This window comes from Spirosoma gilvum, from assembly GCF_054776815.1.
This window is the reverse complement of record NZ_BAAHBH010000001.1, coordinates 159,278-185,377: the sequence shown is the minus strand read 5'-3', so window position 1 is coordinate 185,377 and position 26,100 is coordinate 159,278. Positions and strand designations below refer to the sequence as shown.

Sequence of the window (26,100 nt, the reverse complement as noted above, 5' to 3'; positions counted from 1 at the left end):
CCATTAAATTGACTTAACCTGGCTGCTTACATGCTACAATCGCGCTACTAGAACCACTAAAAAATTCTGTTTTTAGGACTATGGTACGACCCCGTTGGGGTCGAATGTTTATAGAAATAACCACCTTCTACAAACATTCGCCCCCAACGGGGTCGTACTTTATCCGAATGGTTCTTTAAGGATTTGCATCGTTCATTCGCTAATCGGGTAAAACAAGGCCCCTACCGACTTATTGGCGTGAGGCCTGTATCTTTACACCGACCTGCCTAAACCGTTCGTTTGAATGAAACTTATTATTCTTTTTTTAGCTGGATCGCTCTTTTTAAGCAGCATGACACCTGAATCAGCCCAGAACTCAATGACTACCCCGCCCAAAGCAGGGGTTGAAAAAACGCTCTTCGGACAGTTCCCCGACGGACGCGAAGCCGACCTGTTTACGCTTCGGAATACCGCCGGAACAGTCGTAAAAATCACCAACTATGGCGGCTATATCGTTTCCATCGCCACCCCGGATAAATCGGGCAAACTGGACGATGTAACACTGGGCGTACCGACCTTCGCTGATTATATCAAAGGAACGCCTAGTTTAGGACCGATCATCGGTCGATATGGCAACCGGATTGCGAACGGGAAATTTACGCTGGATGGGCAGGAATATACGCTGGCTCAAAACAACAATGGCAACCACATTCACGGTGGCCCCACGGGTTTCGACAAGCGACTCTGGAAAGCAACGCCTAAAGATGGGGCTGAACCGGCTGTTGTGCTGGAGTACACCGCTAAAGATGGCGAAGAAGGGTATCCAGGCAATCTGGCCGTTACGGTAACCTACACACTACAGAAAGACAACGGCCTCCGTATTGATTACAAAGCGACAACCGACAAGCCCACGGTATTCAACCCCACGAACCATACGTATTTTAACCTGAGCGGGATGAAACACGATGTGATGAATCATGTGTTGATGGTAGCGGCTAATAAAGTATTGGCTACCGATCCCAAACAGATTCCAACGGGCGAGGTTTTATCCGTGGCGGGTACTCCGTTCGATTTTACCAAGCCAACCCCCCTCGGCGAACACATCAACGATACGACCAACGTTCAGATCAAATACGGTAAAGGTTTCGACCACTGCTGGGTGTTCACCGATCAGTCAAAAAAATTAAAGTTGGGTGCTACCCTGTACGATCCAACCACGGGGCGATTTATGGAAACCTTCACAACCGAGCCTGCCGTACAAGTTTACACGGCTAATAACCTGAACGGCAAACTGCAAAATAAAGATGGCGTAGCGCTCAGTCGTCGGTTTGGGGTTTGTCTGGAAACCCAGCATTTTCCAGATTCGCCCAACCACCCGAACTTCCCCACTACTGTTCTGCGTCCAGGCGAAACGTTTACTAGTACGACGGTATATAAATTTTCGGTGAAATGACCTCACCCCAACCCCTCTCCTAAAACAGGAGCGGGGCTTTGAAGTTCAATTATAGCCCCTCTCCCGTTTTGGGAGAGGGGTTGGGGTGAGGGAAATCACAAATTCCGAATATACTTCTGCCCACCCAGATAACGCATTTGACGGGCAATCTGACGAGTCCGACGCTGGACGTAGGTGGACGGATGGACAATCGAAAACTTGCGCGGATTGGGTAGTACGGCGGCTATTCGGGCGGCTTCATCGCGTGACAGCGATGCTGCCGAGTGACTATAATATCGCTCTGAAGCCGCTTCAACGCCAAAGGTCATTGGTCCGGTTTCGGCCACATTCAGATACACTTCCAAAATGCGCTTTTTGCCCCAGATCAACTCGATCAGTACCGTAAAATAGACCTCCAGCCCTTTACGGATATAGCTACGGCCATTCCAGAGGAAGACATTTTTAGCAACTTGCTGCGAAATGGTACTAGCCCCACGCGCGCGTTTACGCGTCTGATTCTCTTTGATAGCATCCTGGATTTCATCGAAATCAAAACCCCAATGCGTTGGAAATGCCTGATCTTCCGACGATACCACAGCCAGAGCAGCCTCTTTACTGATTTCGTCGTACGAGCGCCATTTCTTGTAAATATGACTGCTATGTGTGGTACTGTCGCCCTCCATCCAGCGCGAAACCATCAGGGGGGTGACCATAACAGGCAAATATTTCAAAGCGATTACATAGCCCAGCGAACCAAAGAAAATCCACAGGAAGGCTTTCAGGCAAAACCAGTATACGCGATCCAGAAAAGGTCGCTCGCGGATGAACTGACGGGTCTGTCCCCAACGAGTTGAATCCTGCTGTTTGGACCGACGCGAACGACGGGTTTCCGACTGAGAAACAGGTTGATTTGCTTTAGGACGTGGTAGTCGAGGGCCACTATCACGGAATTTATTGACAGGTTGCTGAGGATTCATAGGTGTAGGCGCATTCCGCGAAAATAATAGTAAGGTTGGTGGAAACCCGTTCTTTTTAGCGAATAAAACCAAAATCCCCGAAAAGCGGGGCCCTACGGCACAACACACCCCTCTCCTATTCCACAAATAAGGTTGCAGCAACCCGATCAGCAAACAGTTTGCCTGCTTTGGTCAGACGTAGCCAGTCGCCCTCGCGGATAAGCCAGCCCGATGCATACATTTCCGACAGGTCACCAGTCTGCTGGTGCGCAAAATCCATTCCCAGCAACTGGTTTAATTCGGTCAGTGAGCAGCCCCACTGGGTGCGTAATCCTGTCAGCAAATAGTCGTTTACCTGGTCGGCGGTGGTTAGTTCTTCCCGTTCTGCTGGAACCTGGCCCTGCCGAATGACAGCGATATAACGTGCATTATTGGCGATATTGTATTGCCGCGATGAACCATTGTATGAATGGGCACTTGGCCCGATACCCAGATATGGTTTTCGTTGCCAATAAGCGGTGTTATGACGGGCATATTGAACCGTACCTGTCTGGTCGGCACAAGCAAAATTCGAGATTTCGTAATGTTCATAACCGCTCTGCATCAAGGCTTTCGTCAACTCCTCAAACTGATCGGCGGCCAGGGCTTCATCGGCGGGTGGTAGTTTTCCTTTTTGTTGCCAGCGTCCGAAAGCCGTATCTGGCTCAATCGTCAGGGCGTAGGCCGAGAGGTGCGGTACGTTCAACGCCAGCATTTTTTCCAAATCCCGTTGCCAGCAGGATTCATCGCGATTCGGAATTCCATAAATCAGATCAGTGCTCAGATTTTCGAAGCCCGCTTCTCGTGCCAGACTGACACATACCTCTGCTTCAGTGGCCGAATGGGCTCGATTCATCCAGCGGAGAGTGGCTTCATCAAATGTCTGAATACCAATACTCAATCGATTTACGTACCCTCGAAGCATAGTCAGCTTTTCCCGGTTCAAATCATCAGGATTAGCTTCCAGGGTTATTTCCGCATCGGGCGCTATGACAAACTGGTCGTGAATCGTCTCAAAAATCTGCGCTAATTCTCGTTCTGTCAGGATTGAGGGTGTACCGCCACCAAAATAGACCGTATTGAGCGTTATGGTTGGCAGGTACTCTTTCTGAAGACGAATCTCCGTACAGATTGCGTCGACCAAAGCCGGTTTCAGTTGCATGCTCGTACTAAAATGGAAGTCGCAATAGTGGCAGGCCTGCTTACAGAACGGTATGTGCAAATAAAGGTGCATTCTATTGGATAGACAACAAAACGAGGGGATGGGTTCATAAAAAGGGAAAAGGAGGAGAGGGATAAAAGGGAGGAAGGAGAGGAGTAGTTTGCATTCCCGTACTCTTTCCCCTTATTCCCTTTAGTCCCTCTCCTCCCCTTCTTCCTTATTTTAGCCTTTTCTCCAGCACAATAGCCAGCCCACGCTTGCCCTGCGTGACGCCAATGATGTCGAAACCAAAGCGAATATTTAAGCTAAGCATGGAGCGCCACTGGTTATAGGTCTGTGTACGAACGACTTGATAACCTTGTACCAGACACCAGTCATGTTGCAGACGCATTAATTCCGAGGCAATGCCCTGTCCCCTGAAGTCGGGGTGAACACCGCCAAGCCAGCTATAAAAATGCCCCTTCTTCCGCTCATAGCCTAGTTTACAACCAATAACCCGATCCTCAACCAGGGCTAGGTGTATTTGTAAGCCAGTACGGGATTCCTGATAAGAAAGTTCAGTAAGTAATCGAGATCGACTGGAAAAAACAACGTCAAGCAGATCGATCAACGAAGAGAGTAAAGGCTCCTGTGGCAGTGTAGAAACGGATGTGTACTGTATGTCCATCCGGCGAAGATGCAGAAAAGGCCCTATTGAGCAAAACGTCCGGTATCAATCAGGACACTTTTTACAACGCTTGCCCTTCTTGTACTTCTTGCAACACTTTTTCAACACACACTCATGCCCCATAAAAGGGTTGGTCTGAATGAGAGGCTTTGTTTCGGGTGATGCAATTGTGCAATCAGCAGCTAGCAGATCGGTAATCATAAATCGTTGTTGTTTTCTGCTGCAAAGGTAAGCTTGTTTAGATTTATTACAAATTAAAATAATAGATTTCCCTTAAAAACAACAGCCCGAAAGCTTGACTGCTTTCGGGCTGGCTATGAGCCTGTTTAAACTTTTGTGCGATAGGCGTTTTTGTCATTGCAACGCAGGAGCAATCTTCGGAATAGAGCTTTTTTTTATGAATATCCGAAGATTGCTCCTGCGTCGCAATGACAAAAAATACACTTGCTATAGTCCACTTTCAAAAAATTTAAACAGGTTCTATGTACAAACCGTATACAATAAACAAAAAGGGGACTTATAGCCGAATTTCGCCCATCATATATAACTGTACCTGCCCAGAAATATCGACACGAGCAGGTTTTGTTCCATCATCGTTTAATTTACAACGGATATACCCGCCACGTTTCGACAATTGACGGGCCGAAAGATCCGTTTTTCCTAATCGGGCAGCCCAGTAAGGCATTAATGTGGTATAGGCGGAACCAGTTACCGGGTCTTCGTCGATACCAGCCTGGGGCCCAAAGAACCGGGCCACGAAATCAACATCCGAATTTTCTCTAGCGGGCGCTGTTACAATCACTCCCCGTGCCGGAACGGTATTCATTTCCCGAAAGTCAGGCTCCAGCGCTTCAATCTGATCCTGCGTATCATAGACCAGCATATAATCCGTTTTACCCTTAAAAATCTCCTTCGGCTTCTCCTTTACGCTCGCCAATAACGCGGGAGGTTGTAAATTGGCCTTTTGTACGGCATCAGCCGGGAAATCAAGCGTTAACCAACCATCATCGCTACGACATACTTTCAACGGCCCCGAACGTGAGTTAAAAAAAACATGCTCTCCCAGTGCTTCACCTGTCGAAGGGTCAGGGGTATTTTCCAGGTAAAACAAGACATACCCCGTAGCCAGGGTTGCATGTCCACACAAATCAACTTCAATGGTTGGTGTAAACCATCGAATATGGTACGTATCCTTCTGATCAGTTTTTACATAAAAAGCAGTTTCTGCCAGGTTGTTTTCGGTGGCTATCTGTTGCAGTCGTTCATCGGGAAGCCAATCGGTAAGTGGAACAACAGCCGCCGGATTACCCGTAAACAGTTGATCAGTAAACGCATCGAGTTGATAAATACGCATGAGGGTTTAAGTTGTGCCAGGCACTTAAGTTAGGAATAGTTTTTGGTCGTTTGTAAAGACCCAAACAAGGTCGCAGAAAATTCGGTAAGCGATGGGAGAATTACATCAGCTATGGCAAACTTAGAATCATGCAATTCGAAGGCACCTGGTACCGCTATTGTCCGCATGCCGGCACTGTATGCCGATTTCAGCCCATTTCCTGAATCTTCAAACGCCAGACAATCGGCGGGCGGTACACCCAGCTTACGAGCCGTACCCAAATATACATCAGGAGCGGGTTTATTGCGAGCCTCCAACGTAGCCGAATGCCAAAGTGCGAGTGATTGCCGAATGCCGAGCCGATCCACAACGACTTCAATCAAGCTCATCGGCGATGCCGAGGCAATGGCCGTTGGAATGCCCTGCTGAGCGAAAAAATTGAGCGTCTCGATAGCCCCCGGCATAGGCTCGGCCATGTGTGCAATTCGCTCATGAACCCCTTCGGTAATGGCATCGGCTAGCTCCTGAAACCCTCGGCCCGGTGCGGTCGGCTCTGACCAGGGCTGGCGGGCAAACCAGTAGTGTACGACGTCCAGAATGGGTAGTCCGGTTGTCTGCTTGCATTCTTCATCGGTGAGGTACAGGCCTACCTGGGCAAACACCTCACGTTCCATAGCTCGCCAGTGGGGTTCAGAATCCACCAGAAGGCCATCCATATCAAATATTGCTGCTTGTATCAAAACGAATTTCAGTCATTAATCGTCATTCATGGTCATTGAGTGGTCATTAATTGTCATTGGTGGGATTCGATAGGCATTACTTAACAACGAATGACTGATTAAACGAATCTATTAATAACTATCAAATGACAAGAATGACGCAAAGCGAATGACCATTTTCTATACACTCGCCTGACGGAAGGGTTTAACATCGATTGTTTCCCAAACGCCCTGCACAATATACGGGTCATTTTTTAAGTAATCATCCAATCGCTCTTTCGATTCGAGATTTAGTAGAAGCATCGACCCGATCATTTTACCATCGGGATCCAGCAGGGCACCACCTAAAACAAACTCGCCTTTTTCTTTCAGTTGGCGGACGTATTCAAAATGAGCCGGACGAGCGGCCATCCGCCGATCCAGCGCGTCAGGGTCGGTGTGGTCGTATGCGTGAACAACGTACTGCATATGTGTTATGAATTTATTTCTCAGCTCAGGCTAGCCTAAACTATGGGGTTTTGTGCAAAGTAAGTAGTCGTCAATTCGTAGAACGTCCGGGCATCGTCTAGCAGCAACTTTGCCTCCTCATCACTGAGAAAAGCTTCCATGTCATAATCTGCGGATTGACGGGCAGCAAAATTATTGCCAACAATTTTACTGGATTGCGCATCGAATCGGCCCGTTTTTACAAACAGTTCGCTGAATTTAGCCCGTGCGCCCTGGTGTTTTTTTGTATAGACACCTTCTGATGCCAGCAATGCACAGACGCAATAAAATATAGCATAATAGGCCCTGTTCGCGACAGCCAGTATGCGCCCGCCGTGGTATAAATAATCTGCATCGTCTAAAGCAAACTGGGCGTGTTCAAGAAAACGCGCTACTTGTTCTTTCATACGATTATTCCCTCCCTACGAGCTTCTTGATAGACACCCGCTTGAGATCTTATATATTTTTGATAAGAAACCGGTAAAGGTGAAATCGCTAAACCATAACGCAACAAAAGATCCGTTTCAAGATCAATCAAACTTCGTATCTCGGCATAGGTATTTACCTCTTCATCGTTTAGCAAGACCATCAGGTCAATATCCGACTCGTCGTCGTAGTCGCCCCTGGCATACGAACCATACAATACAACATTATGCAGCCGATCGCCGTAGAGTGTCTGTAGGGTAGTTTTGAACTCCCTCACAATGGGTTCGATGACTGGATTGATGCGCGTTTTCACGCCGAAAAGTAAGCGATTCGCCCTTTTCTTCCTAATTTCAGGTCTTTCGACAACTAATTCACTTCATTCTTGCATGAAACACCTCTTTTACTGGCCACTCACTCTTTTGACGGCATCGGCGCTTGCCCAATCGACGCCAAAAGCGTCGGGCACGCCGGAGCTTCCACAACTCACCGTAGAAACCATTATGCAGGACCCCAAAAACTGGGTGGGCACGGCTCCGTCGAACCCGTTTTGGTCCGAAGATTCGCAGACGCTTTATTTTAACTGGAACCCCGAAAAGGCAAAAAGCGATTCGCTATATAAGGTAACGTTCTCCCAAGCCGCCAAAGGCAAACCACTCACGGCGTCGAAACCCGTGAAAGTGAGTCCTGCCGAGCGTCGGGCGTTACCAACTCCACCCGTAGCCGCCTACAACCGGGCCTATACCCAGCGACTGTTCGACCGGCAGGGGGATTTGTATTTGCTCGATGTCAAAACGGGCGCTATCCGCCAACTGACGAATACGGTTGAAGTAGAAAATGACCCGAACTTTTCGGGCGATGAACAACGGGTCGTATTCCGGCGCAGCAACAACCTGTTTAGCATCGACCTGAAAACAGGCCAACTGGATCAATTGACCGACTTTCGATCCGGCTCAAAAAAACCAGACCCTAAACCCACCGACGAGGAGAAATTCCTAAAACAGGATGCCCTACGGCTCTCGACCGTTCTGACTGAGCGGAAAGAGAAGAAGGAAGAAGGCGAACGCATCAGCAAAGCCGACCGCCCCAAACGGCCGAAAGAAATTTACCTCGACGAACGGCAATTGCTCAGCCCACAACTCAGCCCCGATGGCCGGTTCATTACATATCGACTGTCCAAAAGTGCATCGAATGCCAAAACGGCACAGGTGCCTAATTACGTAACCGAATCGGGCTATACGGAAGAACTGGCCGCCCGTACTAAAGTAGGCGCCCCAGCCGCTACGCAGGAGTTTTTCGTGTATGATCGGGTAAAAGATACCGTACGGACCGTCAGCCTAAAAGCCATTCCGGGCATTTATGACCAACCCGCGTATCTAAAAGCTACCGCCAAAGCAAAAGCCGACACAAGCAAGAAAATGCGACCCGTGACCATGACCCCTGTCCTTTGGTCGGACGATGGTAAGCTGGCTGTCGTAACCGCCCGGTCGTTCGACAACAAAGACCGCTGGATTATGCGCCTTGACTTGAACGCAAGCCCGGCTGAGCCCTTGAAACTCACCGTTCTCGATCGCCAGCACGACGATGCCTGGATTGGCGGACCGGGTATTCAGGGATTTGGCCCTTCCTCGGGCAATATGAACTTCCTGGCCGACAATCAAACGATCTGGTTTCAGTCGGAAGCCGATGGTTATTCGCATATCTACACAGTTAATGTGCTGACGGGCGAGAAAAAACAACTAACGTCTGGTAAGTTTGAAGTTCAGCAGGTACAATTATCGAAAGACAAAAAGTTTTTCTTCCTGCAAACCAACGAAGTGCATCCCGGCGAACAGCACTATTACCGGATGGCCGTTACGGGTGGTGAACGCGTGAAACTCACCAATATGACAGGTGCAAATGATGTAACGCTGGCTCCCAACGAAACCCGGATGGCCATTCGCTACTCGTCGAGCAACCAGCCCTGGGAACTGTATGCAATGGATTTAAAGGAGGAACGGAAGAAAGGAGAAGGGATTAAGGAAGCGCTCAAACTCACTGACTCACCGACCGCCGATTTCAAAAAATACCCCTGGCGCGAACCGGCTATGGTCACCATCCCCGCCCGCGATGGCCAAACAATTTACGCCCGTCTTTATAAACCCGTAAAACCAAGTGGTAAGGCCGTTGTATTCGTTCATGGGGCGGGTTATTTACAGAACGCCCACAAATGGTGGAGTCAGTATTTCCGAGAATACATGTTCCATAACCTGCTCACCGATAAGGGGTATACGGTACTGGACATCGACTATCGGGCCAGTGCTGGCTACGGTCGCGACTGGCGGACGGGCATATACCGACATATGGGTGGCAAAGATTTAGAAGACCATGTCGATGCCGCTAAATGGCTGGTACAAACCCAGGGCGTCGATGCGAACCGGATTGGAATTTATGGTGGATCGTATGGTGGGTTCATCACGTTGATGGCGATGTTTACTACGCCCGATGTGTTCAAAGCTGGAGCTGCTCTCCGACCCGTAACTGACTGGGCTGCCTACAACCACGGCTATACCGCCAACATCCTGAACGAACCGCAATTAGATTCACTCTCGTACCGGATGTCGTCACCCATCAACTTTGCAGAAGGGTTGAAAAATTACCTGCTCATCTGCCACGGCATGGTCGACGTGAACGTTCATTTTCAGGACACCGTCCGGCTTATCCAGCGGTTGATTGAACTACGCAAAGAAAACTGGGAAGTAGCTGCCTACCCCGTCGAAGACCACGGCTTTGTGGAACCTACGAGCTGGATGGACGAGTACAAGCGCATCCTGAAGTTATTTGAAGAACGACTATAGATTAAACACATCGGACCGCCGAAGCGGAGACACGGAGTGCACAGAGTCTTACAATTCCTCTGTGCACTCCGTGTCTCCGCTTCGGCGGTCCGATGTGTTTAAACCAACTTTACTTCGTAATCCGCTCCAGCATCTTTTTCCCGTTCTGATTATCAGGGTTTAGGGCCACTGATTTCTGATACATGCTGATGGCTTCTTCTTTTCTGCCGTTCTTCAACAGCGCTTCACCGAGGCTGTCGTAGGCATTCCAGCTATCGGGATAAAGACGAACGACTAATTTGAAAACTTCCAGGGCATCTTTGGCCTTATTATTTCCGTTCATCATTCGATACGCCCAATCGTTGAGGTCGTTCTCGGTTGGCCACTCGCTTTTTTCTTTCTTCTTCAATTCGTCAGCGATGGTGAGCGCCTGATTATAGCCACGCTTCTGAAGCTGCATTCGTAACGATGTAATGGGATCGGCCAACGGAATTTCAGGATTATAGAAACCAGCCAGTTCATCCAGGAACTCTTCCGGGTACGATCCCGACAGATTGGTAAAGGCAATGATGGCCAGATCATCTTCTGGATACACAAAAATGGCCGACACCGATCCGCCGGTTATAGTCACCGCACTATGCTTGGGTCGAGGTTTGGTCACCCAGCCGAGCGCCCATTGAGTCGGACTGCCATTGTTGTAGCGACCAGCCGTCCAGAGCGTACTAAGCGCTGCTGTGGTCTTTAACAGTTTACCCTGTTGCAGAGCAATTACCCAATGGGCTAAATCTTCAGCAGTACTATTGAGGCCCGAAGAAGCTCGCTTAAATGGCGGATGCTCCCCATATGAATTGATCAGTTTTTCCGATCCAAGTGATTTCCCATCCAGCCGGTTTACATACCCATACGATTGCACCTTATTCGGAATAACATCCCGTGAATCACCAAAGACCGTGTTGGGCATACCGACCAGATCAAACTGACGCTCTTTATATACCTGACCAAAAGGTTTACCGGTGAATTTGTCGATGATTTTCCCCAACAGCACATAGTTCGTCTGATTGTAGGCAAACTGCTCTCCGGTTGGGAAATCCATAGGCATCGTCTGAACTTTCGTCCAGGCGGCTTCCTCACTACCAACGCCCTGAAGCCCATATGTATTGGGATTCAGAATCCGATTGATGTCGGGCAGACCGGATACATGGGTCAGTAGTTGACGGATGGTAACGGATTGCCAGGTTTGCGGAAGACCATCCAGATAGCGGGACACGGGGGCTGAAAGATCTACTTTCCCCTCCTCTACCAATTGCATGATTGCTACGCCCGTAAATGCCTTGGTGCAGGAGTAAATCGGGAAGATGCTTCGATTGGTAACTGGGACCTTATCCTGCACATTGGCCATGCCATAGGACTTTGATAGCACAACCTTCCCATGCTGAACCACCGCTACCTGAAGCCCGGTAATCCGGCGTTCGTTGATTTTTTCACGCAGAAAAGCATCGACCTGACTAGGCAGTTGGTGAACTGAGGCCTTTGCTGTCATCTGCTGGCCAAACGAATGTGAATAAACTATTCCAACTAAACAGGCCACAAATGCAGCTACAATCCGACGTAGGTTACCCCTCATATGCTTTCAGTTTCGCTGGAAACTTCAACTTCGCAATTGGGTTACAGCAAAACCGAAAAATATCATAGCTAAGCTCAGGCTTGGCTATGGCGCCTGCTCACTTCTTAAACGCCAGAGCTTTAACGGGCTGAATTCGGTTGATGATAAAAGTCGGAAACCAGAGCACCAGCGCAATCAATAAAATAGTAGCACCATTTAAGGCTAGAATCGTTGGCCAGTCCCACACGATGGGCACGTAGTTCATGAAGTAATTTTTAGGATCAAGCGGAATCAGCTTGAAGCGATCCTGAATATAGCAAAGCCCCAACCCGACCGCGTTGCCAATGAGAAGTCCCCAGCTAACCATGTTAAGCCCGACGAACACAAACATGCGTCGGATCAGTGGATTAGCCGCACCCAGTGCTTTCAGGAGGCCAATCATGGGCGTTCGCTCCATCATCAGCACCAGCAACACCGAGATCATGTTGAAGGATGCGATAAACGTGATCAGGCTTAACAAAATGACCATATTTCGATCGAGCAGGACCATCCAGTCGAATAAGGGTCTGTATTGATCGGTTACCCGGGTCAGCCGCATTTCGGGCGACATATCCTGGAACACACTGGTGGCGGTCTGGTCGAGTCGGGCAAAATCGTTGACAAAAATTTCGTAGCTTCCTACCGAATCAGGTCCCCAGCGATTCAGTCGCTGAATAAGTCGAATATCGCCCAGCGCGATGGTTTTATCGACTTCCTCCAACCCCGTATCGTAAATACCAACGACGGTCATCTTCCGGGCGCGGGGGGCATTTCCCAAAAAATACAACGGCACGCTCTCGCCCACTTTAACGCCCAGTTGATTGGCCATGTATTGACTCAGCAGCAGTTGAGTCGACCCGGAACCCGTATCCGCACCAACAACGGGTACCGTTCCGGCCACCAGCGATCCCTGAAACAGATTCCAGTCATAATCACGACCCACCCCTTTCAGAATAACTCCACTCAGTTCTTCTTTGGTTTTGAGAATACCCGCTTTTAAGGCCACTGCCTGAATATGCCGAACGCCCGGAATCCTGGTGCTATCATTGTACAGTTTGGAATGTAGCGGCAAAGCGGTTTCTTCATACGACATATTGTTCGTAAACTTACTCACGCCCAAATGCGCCCCGAACAGAAAGATTTTCTGCTGTATGGTATTCTTAAACCCATATAATACGGCAAACGCTACAATCAGAATGGCTAGACCCAGTGCGATGCTGCCAATGCCGATTCGGGTAACTGTAGCCGAAAAACTCCCCTCCGGTGCGTGGCGAACCTTGCGGGCTAAAAAAACAGGGACGTTCAAGTTGAGTGGTTTGTCGATAGTTGTCAGTCAATAGTCAATGGTAAATAGTAGTTGCTTACTTTAAGTACTATCGACTACTGACTATCATCTGCCAACTATCGGCTATTATTTTGTTCTACAACGTAAAAGTAAGAGTTTTACAGGGATTAACTTGTCAATGACTATTCCCGATTATACGCATCGAAAAATTTGGGGGCCAGGTAGGCTACGACACTATTCAATAGGGCTGCTGGTTGGGCTATCTCTCTTGATATACACGTCAGTTTATGCACAGACGATCACCCAAATCGACAGTTTACCGGCTGATGGCCTGCCCCTGCTCAGTGGCTGGCGCTGGCATCCCGGCGATAATCCAGCTTGGGCTAGCCCTTCGTTTGATGACAGTCGATGGGATACTATCCAGCCCGGTCGAAGCATCTTTCGTGAAGAAACGTTGAAACCAAGCCCATTTGGTTGGCTTCGTAAAACGTTTATATTGGACTCAGCCGTTCATGGTGTACCACTGGCGGCTGCGCTCAACCAGGTTGGAGCATCTGAAGTGTATATAGACGGCTCTATTTGGCAACGGCTGGGTCAGGTTGGGTCTACGTATCGGACCCAGATACCCTATACCCCGTCCGACAACGCCGTCTATATTCTCCCTCCGCTGGCCCAGGGTCGTCATGTATTGGCAGTACGACTGTCGCAGCAAGCGCCCCCTTGGTATGCGCCCAAATATCTGTATTTACACCTGCCTATATTCCGGGTCAGTTTATTCAAAGCACAAAATCTTGCCGAGAACCAGTCCAGTCGCATCTACACAAAAGCGCTGGGAAATTACCTATTGGTGGGTATCTTCCTAATGCTGAGCGTGATCCATTTTCTGTATTATTTCTACCGTCGCAAACGGGTCAATCTGGTTTTTGGGCTAACGATGGTCTCAGGAGCCAGTTGCATTGCCCTGATTGAATCGCTGGGGCTAGTCACCAATCCGGCTCTCGGCGAATGGCTCATCGTAGGCCAGGGCGTACTCATGTCGACCTTTATGCTGATGTTACTGGTTACCTATTACACTTATCTGACTCAGCCATTGTCCTGGTTTCTGCTTATCGAAGCTATTCTGCTTATTGCCCCCCGGCTTATCAACTCGTTTTCTACTTCCTGGCGAACGGCAAGCTTTCTGTCCATTCTGGCTATTATCGGCCTTTTTGCCGACGGGATACGAGTCAGTATCAATGCAATGCGAGCCAAACAGCCAAATGCCCGGTTTATGCTGAACAGTATTCTGACCATGCTTATCATTTTGCTGATCGGTGGACTGACAAGTTGGTGGCTATCCGTTCATTTTCCGGCCCTCAACATGATTCTAACGGCCATCACCAACCTGCTTTTCTTTCTGACGCTTCCCATCACCTTTGCGATCATTCTGGCACGTGAACACGCCCAGACAAACCAAAGCCTCGAAGAACGGCTCGTAGAAGTTCAGCAACTCTCGGTCGAAAAAGAACATATTTTAACCCAGCAAAACGAAACCCTTGAACAACAGGTAGCCGAACGAACAACCGAGCTAACCCAATCGTTGACTGAACTTCGCGAGACGCAACAGCAGTTGATTCAACGCGAAAAAATGGCAAGTCTGGGTGAACTGACGGCCGGGGTGGCCCACGAAATCCAAAACCCGCTCAACTTCGTCAACAATTTTGCAGAAGTATCAGGCGAATTGCTGGACGAACTACGGGAGGAACAACAAAAGGGTGAAGACCGCGACCCGACACTGGAAGAAGAATTACTGGACGATCTGACAGGAAATCTGCAAAAGATCCGGCAACATGGCAACCGAGCCGCGAGTATCATCAAAGGGATGCTGGGCCATGCCCGCACCAGTACCGGTCAGCGCGAGCCGGCGGATCTGAATGCCCTCTGCGATGAATATCTGCGGTTGTCTTACCACGGCCTGCGGGCAACGGATAAGCAGTTTAACGCCCAGTTGGAAACCCATTTCGACACTAATCTGAGCCAGGTAACTGTAGTTCCACAGGATATGGGCCGCGTGCTGCTCAATTTGTTCAACAACGCTTTTTATGCCGTTCGCGAGCAGGCAACAAAGGCGGCCAGTACCTATCAACCAACAGTTGTTGTCAGCACCCTTCAGGAAGATACTGGCGTCACTATTACGATCAGCGACAATGGCACAGGTATACCCGATCAGGTCCGGAATAAAGTGTTCAATCCATTTTTCACAACCAAACCCACCGGGCAGGGTACAGGCCTGGGCCTATCGCTCAGTTACGACATTATTACCAAAGGGCACTCAGGAAACCTAACCTTCGAAACTACTGCCGGTCAGGGAACAACGTTCACCATCTGGCTACCTATCAACTAATGAAGGCGTTTCCATAAAAACAAGGTCTCTTTTCGTGATGTCAGATGCTCACTGTATCGGTTACTAGTAACCGACATCACAATCACAGCGCAGCACCACTACCAAAGCCAGAGAAAGCTTAATCGCTTTTTGTCATTAAAATTGAGTTGGTCAAACGAAAAATGCTCTAACTTTGCATTTTAGAGACCTATACATGGCCACCGAACAAATTCTGATTCTGGATTTTGGTTCGCAATACACCCAACTCATCGCCCGCCGGGTACGCGAACTGAACGTTTACTGCGAAATCCATCCATATAATCACATTCCAACGATCACTGCTGACGTCAAGGGCATTATTCTTTCAGGTAGTCCGTCTTCCGTTCGCGACGCTGATGCACCCGAGGTTCATCTGGCTGCTTTTCGGCATAAATTACCTATTCTGGGTGTATGTTATGGAGCCCAACTACTGGCACATACAAGTGGTGGCGAAGTGCAGGCCTCAGCCATCCGCGAATATGGCCGGGCTAAACTTGGTACGGTCAATACCGAGAATCCACTCCTGAAAGGCCTTGATCAGCACTCTCAGGTGTGGATGTCACACGCAGACACCATTACCAGCGTTCCCGAAAACTTTACCATTATTGCGTCGACCGATACCGTTCGGGTAGCGGCTTTCCACATTGAAGGCGAAGCTACGTATGGCATCCAGTTCCACCCCGAAGTGACGCATTCGTTACAGGGCAAAACACTGCTCCACAACTTCGTCGTCGACATTTGCGGCTGTGCTCAGAACTGGACATCCGAGTCGTTTGTCGAAAGTACGGTGGCTCAGTTGAAGCAAAAAATTGGTAACGATAAAGTGGTTTTAGGCCTGTCGGGCGGTGTCGATTCGTCGGTGGCCGCCATGCTGATTCACCAGGCTATCGGCAGCAATCTCTACTGCATTTTTGTTGATAATGGTGTGCTCCGTAAAGACGAATTTGAGACCGTTCTGGAGTCCTATAAAACCTTGGGACTGAACGTCAAAGGCGTCGATGCAAAAGATCGCTTTTACCAAGCCCTTACGGGTTTGACCGATCCTGAAGCCAAACGGAAAGCCATCGGAAAAACATTTATTGACGTGTTCGACCATGAAGCACACCTAATTGACGGTGTTTCATGGCTGGGACAGGGCACCATTTACCCCGACGTAATCGAATCCGTTTCGGTAAAAGGCCCTTCGGCTACTATCAAATCCCACCATAACGTGGGTGGCCTCCCCGATTTCATGAAGCTTAAAGTGGTGGAGCCGTTGAATACCCTCTTTAAAGATGAAGTACGGGCCGTTGGTCGGACGCTTGGCTTGCCCGAAACCATTTTGGGACGCCATCCATTCCCTGGCCCTGGGCTGGCGATTCGGATTCTGGGCGATATTACCCCCGAAAAGGTCGCTATTCTGCAACAGGTGGATGCGCTGTTCATCGACGGGCTGAAGCGCGAAGGTCTATACGATAAAGTATGGCAGGCCGGTGCGATGCTGCTGCCTGTTCAATCGGTTGGGGTTATGGGCGACGAACGTACCTACGAGCGCGTAGTTGCCTTACGAGCGGTAACCAGCATTGATGGTATGACCGCCGACTGGGCGCATTTGCCCTATGAGTTCCTGGCCGATATTTCCAACGAAATCATTAACCGGGTTAAGGGGGTCAACCGCGTTGTATACGACATTTCGTCCAAACCACCGGCTACTATCGAGTGGGAATAACTAGTAGCAGGTGAGCTACTTAGCCATTAACAATTTTTACAAACGCCCGACTTACTGATCGGGCGTTTTGTTTAGGAAAAAATTCCTACTTTCGCCCGCAATTCTAACCTTTTGTTTCTGTATGAAAACATTACCAATAAGCCGGGTTCTGGCTCTTACGCTGGCCGGTATCTTTATGACTATGATTAGTTTCGCACAGGGCGACAAAGCCAGCCGTCCCAGCCCTCCTGCTACAGCCAGCGGTAAAATTGGCGGTGCTACCGTCACGATCAACTACAGCAGCCCATCCGTAAAAGGCCGGAGCGTATGGGACCCTGCCAGTAGCCTGGCTCCGTATGGCAAAGTATGGCGTGCCGGTGCCAACGAAGCCACCATCTTTGAAACTGATAAGGACATCAAAGTCGAAGGAAAGACCTTACCCGCTGGAAAGTACAGCCTGTTTGCAACACCCGGTGAAAAAGAGTGGAAAATCATTTTTAACTCACAAACCGGCCAGTGGGGCATCAAACGGGGTGGCGAAGCCAACCGCGACCCAGCCAACGATGTGCTAACTGTAGATGTGAAACCTAAGAAAACAGCGATGACTGAGAAACTTGTTTACGAAGTCAACAGCAACGGTGTAGATCTGAAATGGGATACTGTTGACGTACCGATTTCTATCAAATAACGCAATCAGAGTAATCACGAATGAATAAGGGACTGAGTAGCTACTCAGTCCCTTATTCATTCGTGGATTGTATCAATCTAGCAATTAATCAATCTTAATCGCTTCCTGAGTCCGGTCAATTCCTTCTTCAGCGGAGTTGGCCGCATTGTCAACAGCATTGTTGTATGACCGTTTGGCCTGTCCTATTTTTTGATCAGCTTTTTCCTGACCTTCCGTTTTATACTTATCGAAAATTTCCTCAGCTTCGTTAGCGTATTGATTGGCGGTGTTACTAGCTTTCCCAACCATCCGATCAACCTGAGATTTTACCTGGTCGACGCCTTCTTCCCACTGACGCTGTAAATCGTCCATTCCCTGCGATAGTTTATCGCGTGTTTCTTTCCCGCTCCGGGGGGCTGTCAGATACCCAATGGCTAGTCCTGCTAATACTCCTCTTAGAAAGCTCATAATCGTGTTGGTTCTTGGTTTTATTCTATGATTACCAGGGCTATCTAAAAAAGTGTGCCACATACTCGCCATCCAGCCTAACCCTCTGTCTATCAAGAAAAAATAGGTAATCAAATGAATCTATGGACTAATCTTCGCCATAAATGCTGAGTATTTTTTTCTACAAGGTAGGGAAAACATAGGGCCACTATATTCGTAGTGGCCCTATTGAATTCAGTATGTTATATCGGCTAGCGGGAACAATTGCCCGATCTGTAGCCTCGTCTAAACCTTATCGTTTCTCCGCAATCACTTCCCGGATATCGCTGATAATTTTTCCGGCCAGATAGTCGGCCGTAGCCAGCGTATCGGATTCGGAATAGATTCGGATAATAGGCTCTGTATTCGATTTACGCAGGTGAACCCACTCTTTATCAAACTCAATTTTTACTCCATCGATGGTATTGATCGGGTTCCGGGCGTATTTGGCCTGAATCCGGTCGAGCACAGCATCGACGTTGATATCGGGAGTAAGTTCAATCTTGTTTTTCGAGATGTAATAGTTGGGGTATGTTCGGCGAAGAATGGAAGCCAGCTTGCCCGACTTGGCCAAATGCGTCAGGAACAGCGCAATGCCTACCAGCGCATCACGCCCGAAGTGCAGGTCGGGATAAATAATTCCGCCGTTGCCTTCGCCCCCAATTACAGCATCTTTTTCCTTCATCATATCGACCACATTGACTTCGCCCACAGCCGATGCAAAATGCTGCCCACCGTACTTCTGAGTCACATCCCGCAACGCAATCGTACTCGACATATTCGACACGGTATTGCTCGAACGGGAGCTTCCGGTTGTGTTGTTTTTCAGGACATAATCGGCTACGGCTACCAGGGTATACTCTTCCCCAAACGGTGAACCATCTTCACAAATCAGGGCCAACCGATCAACGTCAGGATCGACCACTATACCGAGATCCGCTTTGCCTTTCTGCATTTCTTTGATAATGTCGCGCAGGTTTTCGGGCAGTGGTTCGGGATTGTGTGCAAAATTGCCGGTCGGCTCGCAGTGGAGTTTCGTCACTTGCTCCACGCCAAGCGCTTCCAGCAACATTGGAACAACCAGACCACCTGTTGAATTAACAGCATCAACCACTATTCGGAATTTACGGGCAGCAATCGCTTCTTTATCGACCAGTGGCAGAGCCAGAATCTGGTCAATGTGCTTCTGAAGCCAGGTTGAATCAACATGATACTGACCTAATTTCCGAACTTCGGCAAAGTCGAATGATTCGCTTTCGGCAATGGCAAGCACATCGGCTCCGTCCTGCGCCGAAATAAACTCGCCTGCTTCGTTCAATAATTTTAGCGCATTCCACTGAATTGGGTTATGGCTGGCTGTCAGAATAATGCCACCGGCAGCGCCTTCGCCTGCTACTGCCAGTTCGACAGTTGGCGTCGTCGACAGCCCCAGATCAATCACACTGAGGCCAAGCCCCTGCAACGTAGCGGCCACTAACTTGGAAACCATTTCACCCGACAGTCGGCCGTCCCGACCAATGACTACCGTTTGGCGATCGGGGTTGCGTTGCCGCAGCCACTGCCCAAAGGCGGCTGTAAATTTAACGACATCTAAGGGTGTCAGGCCTTCTCCACTCTGTCCTCCAATCGTTCCTCGAATGCCGGAAATAGACTTAATTAATGCCACGTGACGGGTTGGATAATTGTTTTGGTTAGATTGTAAAAATAGTTGATCGTTGTCAGTCGTCGACCAATTTGCATTACTTATTTAATGGTGAGTTGCCAGTTTTTGATATAAAATTTACACTTTTCAATAATTAGTCAATATAGAGAAACGAACGAGCATTACTGATCTGTCTAAATAAATGTTAATTCTGAGCGTAAGGTCGAGTTGGCTCGTCCCATAAATATTCCACTGATTGGGGCTGCCAGTTCAGGTTTAGCCGTCGATGTCAAAAATACATGCCGGTTCACTACTAAGGTTCCTTCGGTCGGGTCGAAACCGCGCCAGCCTGCACCCGGCAAGTACACCTCTGCCCAGGCATGGAGCTGATGTTCCTGCTGCGGATTGCCAAACAGATAGCCACTCACAAACCGGGAAGCAATTCCCAAACTCCGACAGGCGGCCATAAACAGGGTCGTATAATCGCGACAAGACCCTTTACGTTGATTTAGTGTCTGTTCGGGCGGCAGCGGTGGACCATCCTCACGAACTTCGTAGACAAATCCCCAGATGGCCTGATTCAATGTCATCAGAAATGCCGTCGTCTGCCAGTCGGCCTGGGCAGCTAACTCTCGCGCCCAGTTTTCAATCTGCTCGGTAACGCCAAATTTAATCAGATAGGGCTGTAGAAGCTCTTCTTCCATTTTTGGATACCGGAACGGCACCTGCTGCGTATCGAAGGGAAACAGAACAAAATCGAATGAGTTGAACTCATCGGACTCCAGTTCCATCTCTGTATTCACCCGAAGATGTGAGGTCAAATGATTAAAGTAGACAACCTGCTGTACATTTCCCTCCACATCCACATTACGGACAATCCGGGCTGGTTCGGGGTCAATCTGTAATTGGTAAGACAGTAGCCGCTGATACGGGTACATACGCGGGTACAGATAGAGCGTTTGTGGCCCTAGTGCAACCGGTCTATCGTACGTATATTCAGATTCGTGCCGAACATGAAGGCGCATGAGCGTTGAATTATGAATGATAAATGATGAGTTATGAATGATAGTTACCGATAGGACTATTTATCATTTATAATTCATCATTTATCATTGTTTTACGGCGCGAACTTTTTCAAAGATAGGGTCCATCCAGTAGGACGGCAATTTTCGAACGGAATTGCTGAGCAAAGCACTCCACTGATGCGATATTTCGTCCATATCTTCTTTGTCGAGCCGATACTCGGTCATATGGAAACTATTTTTCGGGTAGATCACTACATCCAGCGGATAGTCTACATCATTGGCACTAACCCGGGTGGCATCGAAGGCCAGAAACCCTATTTTGAGTGCATCCTGCATACTGGATTCGTACGATAGATTCCGGAACAACAACGGCTTTCCGTAGCCCGAATTACCGATAATCTTAAACGGCGATCCCTGATCGACCTCTACCCAGTTACCTTCGGGATAGAGCATGAACAGTTTATGTTCAGCATCGTCTTCCAGTTGCCCACCCACAATAGCATTCAGATTGAAATTCAGGCCATTGGCAATGATGGAGGCTTTATCTTCCTGAGCCACGCGCTTCACCTGCTCACCAAAGGCATTGACGGCCTTGTAGAGTTTATTGAATGAACGGTCCTGTTCGGTAAGTACTTCGCTGAAATAGGTAATCGCTTTATCACGGACAGAACGTAACCCCGAGGTCATGATAAACAGGGAGTGATTCTCAACTTCATGAACGGATATTTTTCGGTTGGAAGATACCTCCGTACCCGAAGTTAATCGTCTGTCGGCAATGGCAACCAGGCCCGACGCTACCTTAACACCTAAGCAATACGTCATTCTATACAGTGGGAAAACCAAATGGTAAACCCGACAAATATACAGGTTACCCCCATTTTTGTTCGATTTGCAGGCTTGTTTTTCTTCAAAAATGAGAATGGATGTTACCGGAACGTGTAGTTCAGACTGATTCTGTTGATCCTTTAAACACTATGGTTTCTGTGAATACGCTCGATTGCGGAAGGAAGCAACTGAATCAGCAGAATCTGTACACACTCAGGGCCTAACCCAAAAAAGTGGTAACTCGTCGATGGGTTTTTAGGGAAAAAGGTTTGTTTTTGGGAAACGTTTGTGTTACTTTGGCAAGCAGAAGGTGATATTCCCTTTGCCCATCTTGCAATGAACTTTGACGACGAAGACGACGACGACAGCTTTCTGGACTGGGATGGCTTCGATGAGGACTATGACCCCGAAGAGGCTCGTGCCGAAATGGAAGCCGAAAACCGACGCATCAAGAATCTACCGATCCTTCGGAAGGCGAATGAGTTGATGGAACTTACACAGGCCATTGTGGAAACCATCAACAAAGAAGATGACGTGCTGATGATGCACGAACAGATGCTGGCAAATGCCATGATGCTGGCCCCCAAAATCGTAGGAGCCGAAGGAGGAGACCTTTATACGCTTCGGATGGAAAATGCCGTCATCATTAAGATGCATGCTCGTGAGCTGTTGGCCCAAACCTCCTATTGTAAAGCCGAAAAATTAGCTGCTACCGCTTATTTGAATCTACTTCGTGATGAAATAGAGCAATTCCGTATTCTGTTTGTTGAATGGGTAAACAGCTTCGACAAGGAAAACGATGCTCCGGACGATTGGGGATTATTTTATTGATCCTGTTTATTGGTCAACGGTTGGTTCTGAACCGAATTAGTCCTCTCTTGTCAATACTGATTTTCCGAAAAACATCCATAGGATAAATTGCCCCCCATCCTATCCGAATACTTGCCCTATGTTGTAGGTTTCGTGGCTGAACAGGCTATCTTTGCTTGTCAGGCTATGAATACCTAGTTATGATAAATCATATACATTCCTTTCCCTTTCTTTTAGTACGCCATCTCAAGACTGCCCTATGTGTTTTCATAGGGTTCTGTATTTGGCTACCTGTCTGGGCTGATGACCCGGTTACCCCAGCCGCTCCAACCGATGTGGTTGTAACCGTAAGCGGGGCCGCATCGGTATGCGCTGGTACCAGCACCACCCTAACTGCATCTGGATGCCCTACGGGTGGTACCATCCGCTGGTCGACAACCCAAACAGGCAGTGTCATTGTGGTGACTCCCCAGCAGACAACCTCCTATACCGCCCTTTGTCAGGTAGCTGGCACCGGAAGCTCTACCGCTGTTACAACGACCAGTGCTGTGGGTACCGTTCGGGTTTATCGCCCTATTGTGGTTGCATTTGACTACCGCCCGCCCTCCTGTACCAATCTATTGGATGGTGGCATTGTTATCAATGGTAGTGGTGGCGTAGGGCTGTTGGAGTATCAGTTGGGTGACTCTCCTTTTCAAACGTTCAACGCCTTTGGACCATTGCGTTCCGGTAGCTACCCGGTAGTCGTTAAAGATTCAGCAGGGTGTGTCATAAAAACCACTGCCGAATTGAAACAACCCCCGCCAATAACGGCCAATGTTACGGTTATCAATGCCACCTGTGTGGGCAGTCGGGATGGTCAGCTAGTGGCAGTAGGAGCCGGGGGCGTAGGTGACTATCGGTATGCGCTTCAGGGAGGGACATCCCCCCAGGAATCAGGTGCCTTCTACGGACTTAAATCTGATTCGACATACACCCTGATTGTTTCGGACAAGAACAGTTGTGTACTATACAAACCCGTTTATATTGGCCAACCAGCCCCATTTGCCATTAAATTAACACCCGTACCAACTCGCTGTACTGGTTCCATCGATGGCAGTGTCAGTGTTTCTGTGACAGGAGGACTATCACCATACCAATATCAACTTGGCACTGGAGCCTTCCAGTCAGGTACACAGTTTACAGGATTGGCGGCTGCTAGTTATGAGATAACGGTTATGGATGTTAACGGTTGCAAGGGTAAGCAAAACGTAGCGGTTCCACAGCCTGCTCCCTTAACCCTCAAAGCGACGGCAATGCCGGTGCTCTGCTCTGGCCCAAACACAGGTTCTATCATCGTAACCCCATCGGGCGGAACCGGCGCCATTCTGTATCAGGCCTCCAGCAGTTCGGTGCCGCAGAATAGCAGTATTCTAACAGGACTTACGGTTGGAACGTATACGGTGGTCGGCACCGATGTGAATGGCTGCACCGGTATAGTATCTGTAACGTTGGGAAATATAACACCGGTAAAAATACAGGTTACACCTATACCGGCCACTTGTTGTACCTGTCCTACCGGCGCTATCAAATTGGCCAGTACAGGAGGAACGGGCACCGGACTACGCTTTCAGATTCTTGGTCAGGCTTTACAAACCAGTAATCAAATCAACAATCTGACGCCCAGTCCATACCGTGTCCGGGTAATCGATGATGGCGGCTGTACCGATACCACTACTGCTATTGTCACTGATGGTGGTGCCTTAACGCTTTCGACAGGTACGCTCAAAAATGTAACGTGCCCCGGTATGCGCAATGGTGAAGCAACCGTGCAGGTAGCCGGAGGAGCCAAACCGTTTACGTATTACTGGACAACTGAGCGGCTGGATACGCTAAAACCTTACATCGCTACTCAGGTCAATTTACCGGAAGGAACCTATACGATCAGTGTTCGCGACAGTAATCGCTGCACAACGTCTACACTGTTTGTCACGATAAAAGCTCAAAATCCAATACCGGCCAAACCGGTTATCAGCCAGGTCTCCAACAGCACCCTGGTTGTCAATCAGACTAGCGGCATTCAGTGGTATTTGCAAACGGGAACGAGTTCGGCTACGGCTATCACCAATGCCACGAGTGCCACACTGGTTCCTTATGCGAGCGGTCGGTATACGGTAGTCGTCACGCAGAATGGCTGCGCTTCTCCCCCTTCCGATGCCTACAATTTTGTACTGACGGCGCTGGATGAACCAAACCCCAATTTAACGGTACGGGTAGTTCCCAATCCAATATCAGATCGGTTGCGTCTTGAAATAGAACAGTTGGAACGATCAGCGCTTCAGGTTCATCTGGTCGATGTGTCAGGCCGATCGGTTCGGGAATACCAGATTCCGGCGTTTACCGGCAGGAAGCTGGTCGAATGGCCGTTGGATGGAATTTCGACCGGAACGTATCTACTAAAAATAACAGCCGAATCGCGTCAATCGCTGATGCGGGTTGCCGTTGAGTGAGGCAATCAAACAAGCTCATTCGTTTCAATAGGTACTGGTCTATAAGTAACGCGGCTCCGGATAGTTCCGGAGCCGCGTTGTGTTATTTCTCAACTAAACTGGGGCTCGTCCATCGCTGCGCTACGTTCAGCGTATAATCGACAAAGGCCCGCACGGTTCGTTCGTACACTTCATGCCCCACAAAATGACCGTGTTCGTCCAGATTGATAGCCGTTTCGTGCGACTCGTACAGTTTGGGCGACACAATCGAATAGCTATTGGTAAAGCTGATGATTTTGTTCACCACCGTAGTCATATCCAAAGCGGGTTGTCGGCCACCGCGCCCGTTCGAAACCCCCACCATGGCAAACACTTTATTGTCGAATAAGTGCTTAAACGCAGGTCCACCCAACTGATGAATCGTGTTGGTAGCCTGTGGTGGTGCCGTCCAGTTGTACTCAGGCATGGCAAAAATCACCAGATCAGCCGCATCCCAATTACTGATCAGAGCGTCCTGAAATGGCGTCAGTGCATCTTTTTTAACAGTACCCTGTCCAACAAATGGAATATCGTACTGCTCAAAATCTATGATCGAAACCTCATGGTGTTCTTCTTCGGCCAAAAGATGGCGGAGGTAAGACACAAAGCGCAACGAATTGCTGTTCTTGCGCGACGAGGTAGCTATAAGCGCAATTTTCATTGTAGTAGACTAATTCAATTCGCTTAGAGAACCCTTAGGCTGTTCCTTTAGTTCGTAACTTTTTGTAGTACACTGCAACGATTTTGTCACAAGGCGGGTCTATATACAAGTTTAGCAATCAAACGGTTATAGCTAATGAAACTTGTCTGTATCCTCACCCTGCTCACCATAACCTGCGCGATGGCCCAGGTACCCTCTACCAGCATCCGCAATGATTCGTTGCCTTCGGTTTTCCCGCCAGACCTGATGCCTAATGCGCGTCCTCAAAATTCATTTTACCGGCACCCCATGGACCCCAAAAATGTTAGGCGGGCCACATTGGATAATATGCCGATAAAAGTGCCCGACTCATCAACAGCTTACACTATCCAACTCAAAAACCTGAACCCTAAAAATCGGATGTATTATTGGAATCCAGGAACTCAGGCTATACCGAAAAAGCGTCGGTAG

Annotated in this window: 23 protein-coding genes; 8 read left to right on the top strand and 15 right to left on the bottom strand. The window is 48.8% G+C overall.

Annotated elements, in window-relative coordinates:
* The first annotated feature begins 283 nt into the window (after positions 1–283).
* Positions 284–1,432: an aldose epimerase family protein gene (locus tag ACYVFD_RS00765; RefSeq protein WP_461087538.1), complete on the top strand. Its 1,149-nt coding sequence runs from the start codon at positions 284–286 to the stop codon at positions 1,430–1,432.
* 95 nt (positions 1,433–1,527) lie between these two features.
* On the opposite strand, the gene mtgA is transcribed toward ACYVFD_RS00765, so the two are convergent.
* From mtgA to ACYVFD_RS00725, 8 genes are all read right to left on the bottom strand, one after another.
* Positions 1,528–2,388 carry a monofunctional biosynthetic peptidoglycan transglycosylase gene (gene mtgA, locus ACYVFD_RS00760; RefSeq protein WP_461087536.1) on the bottom strand — a complete coding sequence of 287 codons (861 nt, stop codon included), beginning with the start codon at positions 2,386–2,388 and terminating at the stop codon, positions 1,528–1,530.
* Positions 2,389–2,503: 115 nt separating this feature from the next.
* Positions 2,504–3,640 (bottom strand): radical SAM family heme chaperone HemW, encoded by a 1,137-nt coding sequence (gene hemW / locus ACYVFD_RS00755; RefSeq protein WP_461087534.1) that lies wholly within the window; start codon positions 3,638–3,640, stop codon positions 2,504–2,506.
* Between the two features lie 145 nt (positions 3,641–3,785).
* Positions 3,786–4,235: a GNAT family N-acetyltransferase gene (locus tag ACYVFD_RS00750; protein WP_461087532.1), complete on the bottom strand. Its 450-nt coding sequence runs from the start codon at positions 4,233–4,235 to the stop codon at positions 3,786–3,788.
* 517 nt (positions 4,236–4,752) lie between these two features.
* Entirely contained in the window at positions 4,753–5,589 is an 837-nt protein-coding gene (locus tag ACYVFD_RS00745; RefSeq protein ID WP_461087530.1) for a PhzF family phenazine biosynthesis protein, read from the bottom strand.
* 29 nt (positions 5,590–5,618) lie between these two features.
* Positions 5,619–6,308: a hexitol phosphatase HxpB gene (gene hxpB, locus ACYVFD_RS00740; protein WP_461087528.1), complete on the bottom strand. Its 690-nt coding sequence runs from the start codon at positions 6,306–6,308 to the stop codon at positions 5,619–5,621.
* A 159-nt stretch (positions 6,309–6,467) separates the two neighbouring features.
* Entirely contained in the window at positions 6,468–6,755 is a 288-nt protein-coding gene (locus ACYVFD_RS00735; RefSeq protein WP_461087526.1) for a YciI family protein, read from the bottom strand.
* 35 nt (positions 6,756–6,790) lie between these two features.
* On the bottom strand, positions 6,791–7,180 hold the full coding sequence (locus tag ACYVFD_RS00730) for a HEPN domain-containing protein (RefSeq protein WP_461087524.1): 390 nt from the start codon (positions 7,178–7,180) through the stop codon (positions 6,791–6,793).
* Positions 7,177–7,512, bottom strand: coding sequence for a nucleotidyltransferase domain-containing protein (locus tag ACYVFD_RS00725; RefSeq protein WP_461087522.1), 336 nt, complete (start codon positions 7,510–7,512; stop codon positions 7,177–7,179). Before ACYVFD_RS00725 ends, ACYVFD_RS00730 begins: the two co-directional genes overlap by 4 nt.
* 73 nt (positions 7,513–7,585) lie before the next feature.
* On the opposite strand from ACYVFD_RS00725, the gene ACYVFD_RS00720 reads away from it, so the two are divergent.
* Entirely contained in the window at positions 7,586–10,033 is a 2,448-nt protein-coding gene (locus ACYVFD_RS00720) for a prolyl oligopeptidase family serine peptidase (protein WP_461087520.1), read from the top strand.
* Between the two features lie 109 nt (positions 10,034–10,142).
* Here the strand turns inward: ACYVFD_RS00720 and ACYVFD_RS00715 are convergent, their stop codons facing one another.
* Positions 10,143–11,552, bottom strand: a complete 1,410-nt coding sequence (locus ACYVFD_RS00715; RefSeq protein ID WP_461087518.1) for a serine hydrolase — start codon at positions 11,550–11,552, stop codon at positions 10,143–10,145.
* Between the two features lie 181 nt (positions 11,553–11,733).
* Positions 11,734–12,960 carry an ABC transporter permease gene (locus ACYVFD_RS00710; protein WP_461087516.1) on the bottom strand — a complete coding sequence of 409 codons (1,227 nt, stop codon included), beginning with the start codon at positions 12,958–12,960 and terminating at the stop codon, positions 11,734–11,736.
* Positions 12,961–13,117: 157 nt separating this feature from the next.
* On the opposite strand from ACYVFD_RS00710, the gene ACYVFD_RS00705 reads away from it, so the two are divergent.
* The 3 genes from ACYVFD_RS00705 to ACYVFD_RS00695 all read left to right on the top strand — a co-directional run bounded on the left by ACYVFD_RS00705 (position 13,118) and on the right by ACYVFD_RS00695 (position 17,715).
* The gene (locus tag ACYVFD_RS00705) at positions 13,118–15,322 is read left to right on the top strand and encodes an ATP-binding protein (RefSeq protein ID WP_461087514.1); all 2,205 of its coding nucleotides are present in this window, start codon (positions 13,118–13,120) and stop codon (positions 15,320–15,322) included.
* A 193-nt stretch (positions 15,323–15,515) separates the two neighbouring features.
* Positions 15,516–17,048, top strand: coding sequence for a glutamine-hydrolyzing GMP synthase (gene guaA / locus ACYVFD_RS00700; protein ID WP_461087512.1), 1,533 nt, complete (start codon positions 15,516–15,518; stop codon positions 17,046–17,048).
* A gap of 121 nt (positions 17,049–17,169) precedes the next feature.
* Entirely contained in the window at positions 17,170–17,715 is a 546-nt protein-coding gene (locus ACYVFD_RS00695) for a DUF2911 domain-containing protein (RefSeq protein ID WP_461087510.1), read from the top strand.
* Positions 17,716–17,799: 84 nt separating this feature from the next.
* On the opposite strand, the gene ACYVFD_RS00690 is transcribed toward ACYVFD_RS00695, so the two are convergent.
* The 4 genes from ACYVFD_RS00690 to ACYVFD_RS00675 form a co-directional block, all read right to left on the bottom strand.
* Positions 17,800–18,162, bottom strand: coding sequence for a YtxH domain-containing protein (locus ACYVFD_RS00690; protein WP_461087509.1), 363 nt, complete (start codon positions 18,160–18,162; stop codon positions 17,800–17,802).
* Positions 18,163–18,433: 271 nt separating this feature from the next.
* Positions 18,434–19,846: a phosphoglucosamine mutase gene (gene glmM, locus ACYVFD_RS00685; RefSeq protein WP_461087507.1), complete on the bottom strand. Its 1,413-nt coding sequence runs from the start codon at positions 19,844–19,846 to the stop codon at positions 18,434–18,436.
* Positions 19,847–20,016: 170 nt separating this feature from the next.
* A complete protein-coding gene (locus ACYVFD_RS00680; protein WP_461087505.1) occupies positions 20,017–20,847 on the bottom strand; it encodes a transglutaminase family protein in 831 nt (276 codons plus the stop codon).
* Between the two features lie 84 nt (positions 20,848–20,931).
* Complete coding sequence (locus tag ACYVFD_RS00675; protein ID WP_461087503.1) at positions 20,932–21,669, bottom strand: peptidase; 738 nt, start codon at positions 21,667–21,669, stop codon at positions 20,932–20,934.
* A 339-nt stretch (positions 21,670–22,008) separates the two neighbouring features.
* On the opposite strand from ACYVFD_RS00675, the gene ACYVFD_RS00670 reads away from it, so the two are divergent.
* A complete protein-coding gene (locus ACYVFD_RS00670; RefSeq protein WP_461087501.1) occupies positions 22,009–22,503 on the top strand; it encodes a hypothetical protein in 495 nt (164 codons plus the stop codon).
* A 179-nt stretch (positions 22,504–22,682) separates the two neighbouring features.
* On the top strand, positions 22,683–24,971 hold the full coding sequence (locus ACYVFD_RS00665; RefSeq protein ID WP_461087499.1) for a T9SS type A sorting domain-containing protein: 2,289 nt from the start codon (positions 22,683–22,685) through the stop codon (positions 24,969–24,971).
* An 82-nt stretch (positions 24,972–25,053) separates the two neighbouring features.
* On the opposite strand, the gene ACYVFD_RS00660 is transcribed toward ACYVFD_RS00665, so the two are convergent.
* Positions 25,054–25,650, bottom strand: coding sequence for an NAD(P)H-dependent oxidoreductase (locus tag ACYVFD_RS00660; RefSeq protein WP_461087497.1), 597 nt, complete (start codon positions 25,648–25,650; stop codon positions 25,054–25,056).
* 135 nt (positions 25,651–25,785) lie between these two features.
* Here ACYVFD_RS00660 and ACYVFD_RS00655 point away from each other — a divergent pair, with 135 nt between their 5' ends.
* Positions 25,786–26,100 (top strand): hypothetical protein, encoded by a 315-nt coding sequence (locus tag ACYVFD_RS00655; RefSeq protein ID WP_461087496.1) that lies wholly within the window; start codon positions 25,786–25,788, stop codon positions 26,098–26,100.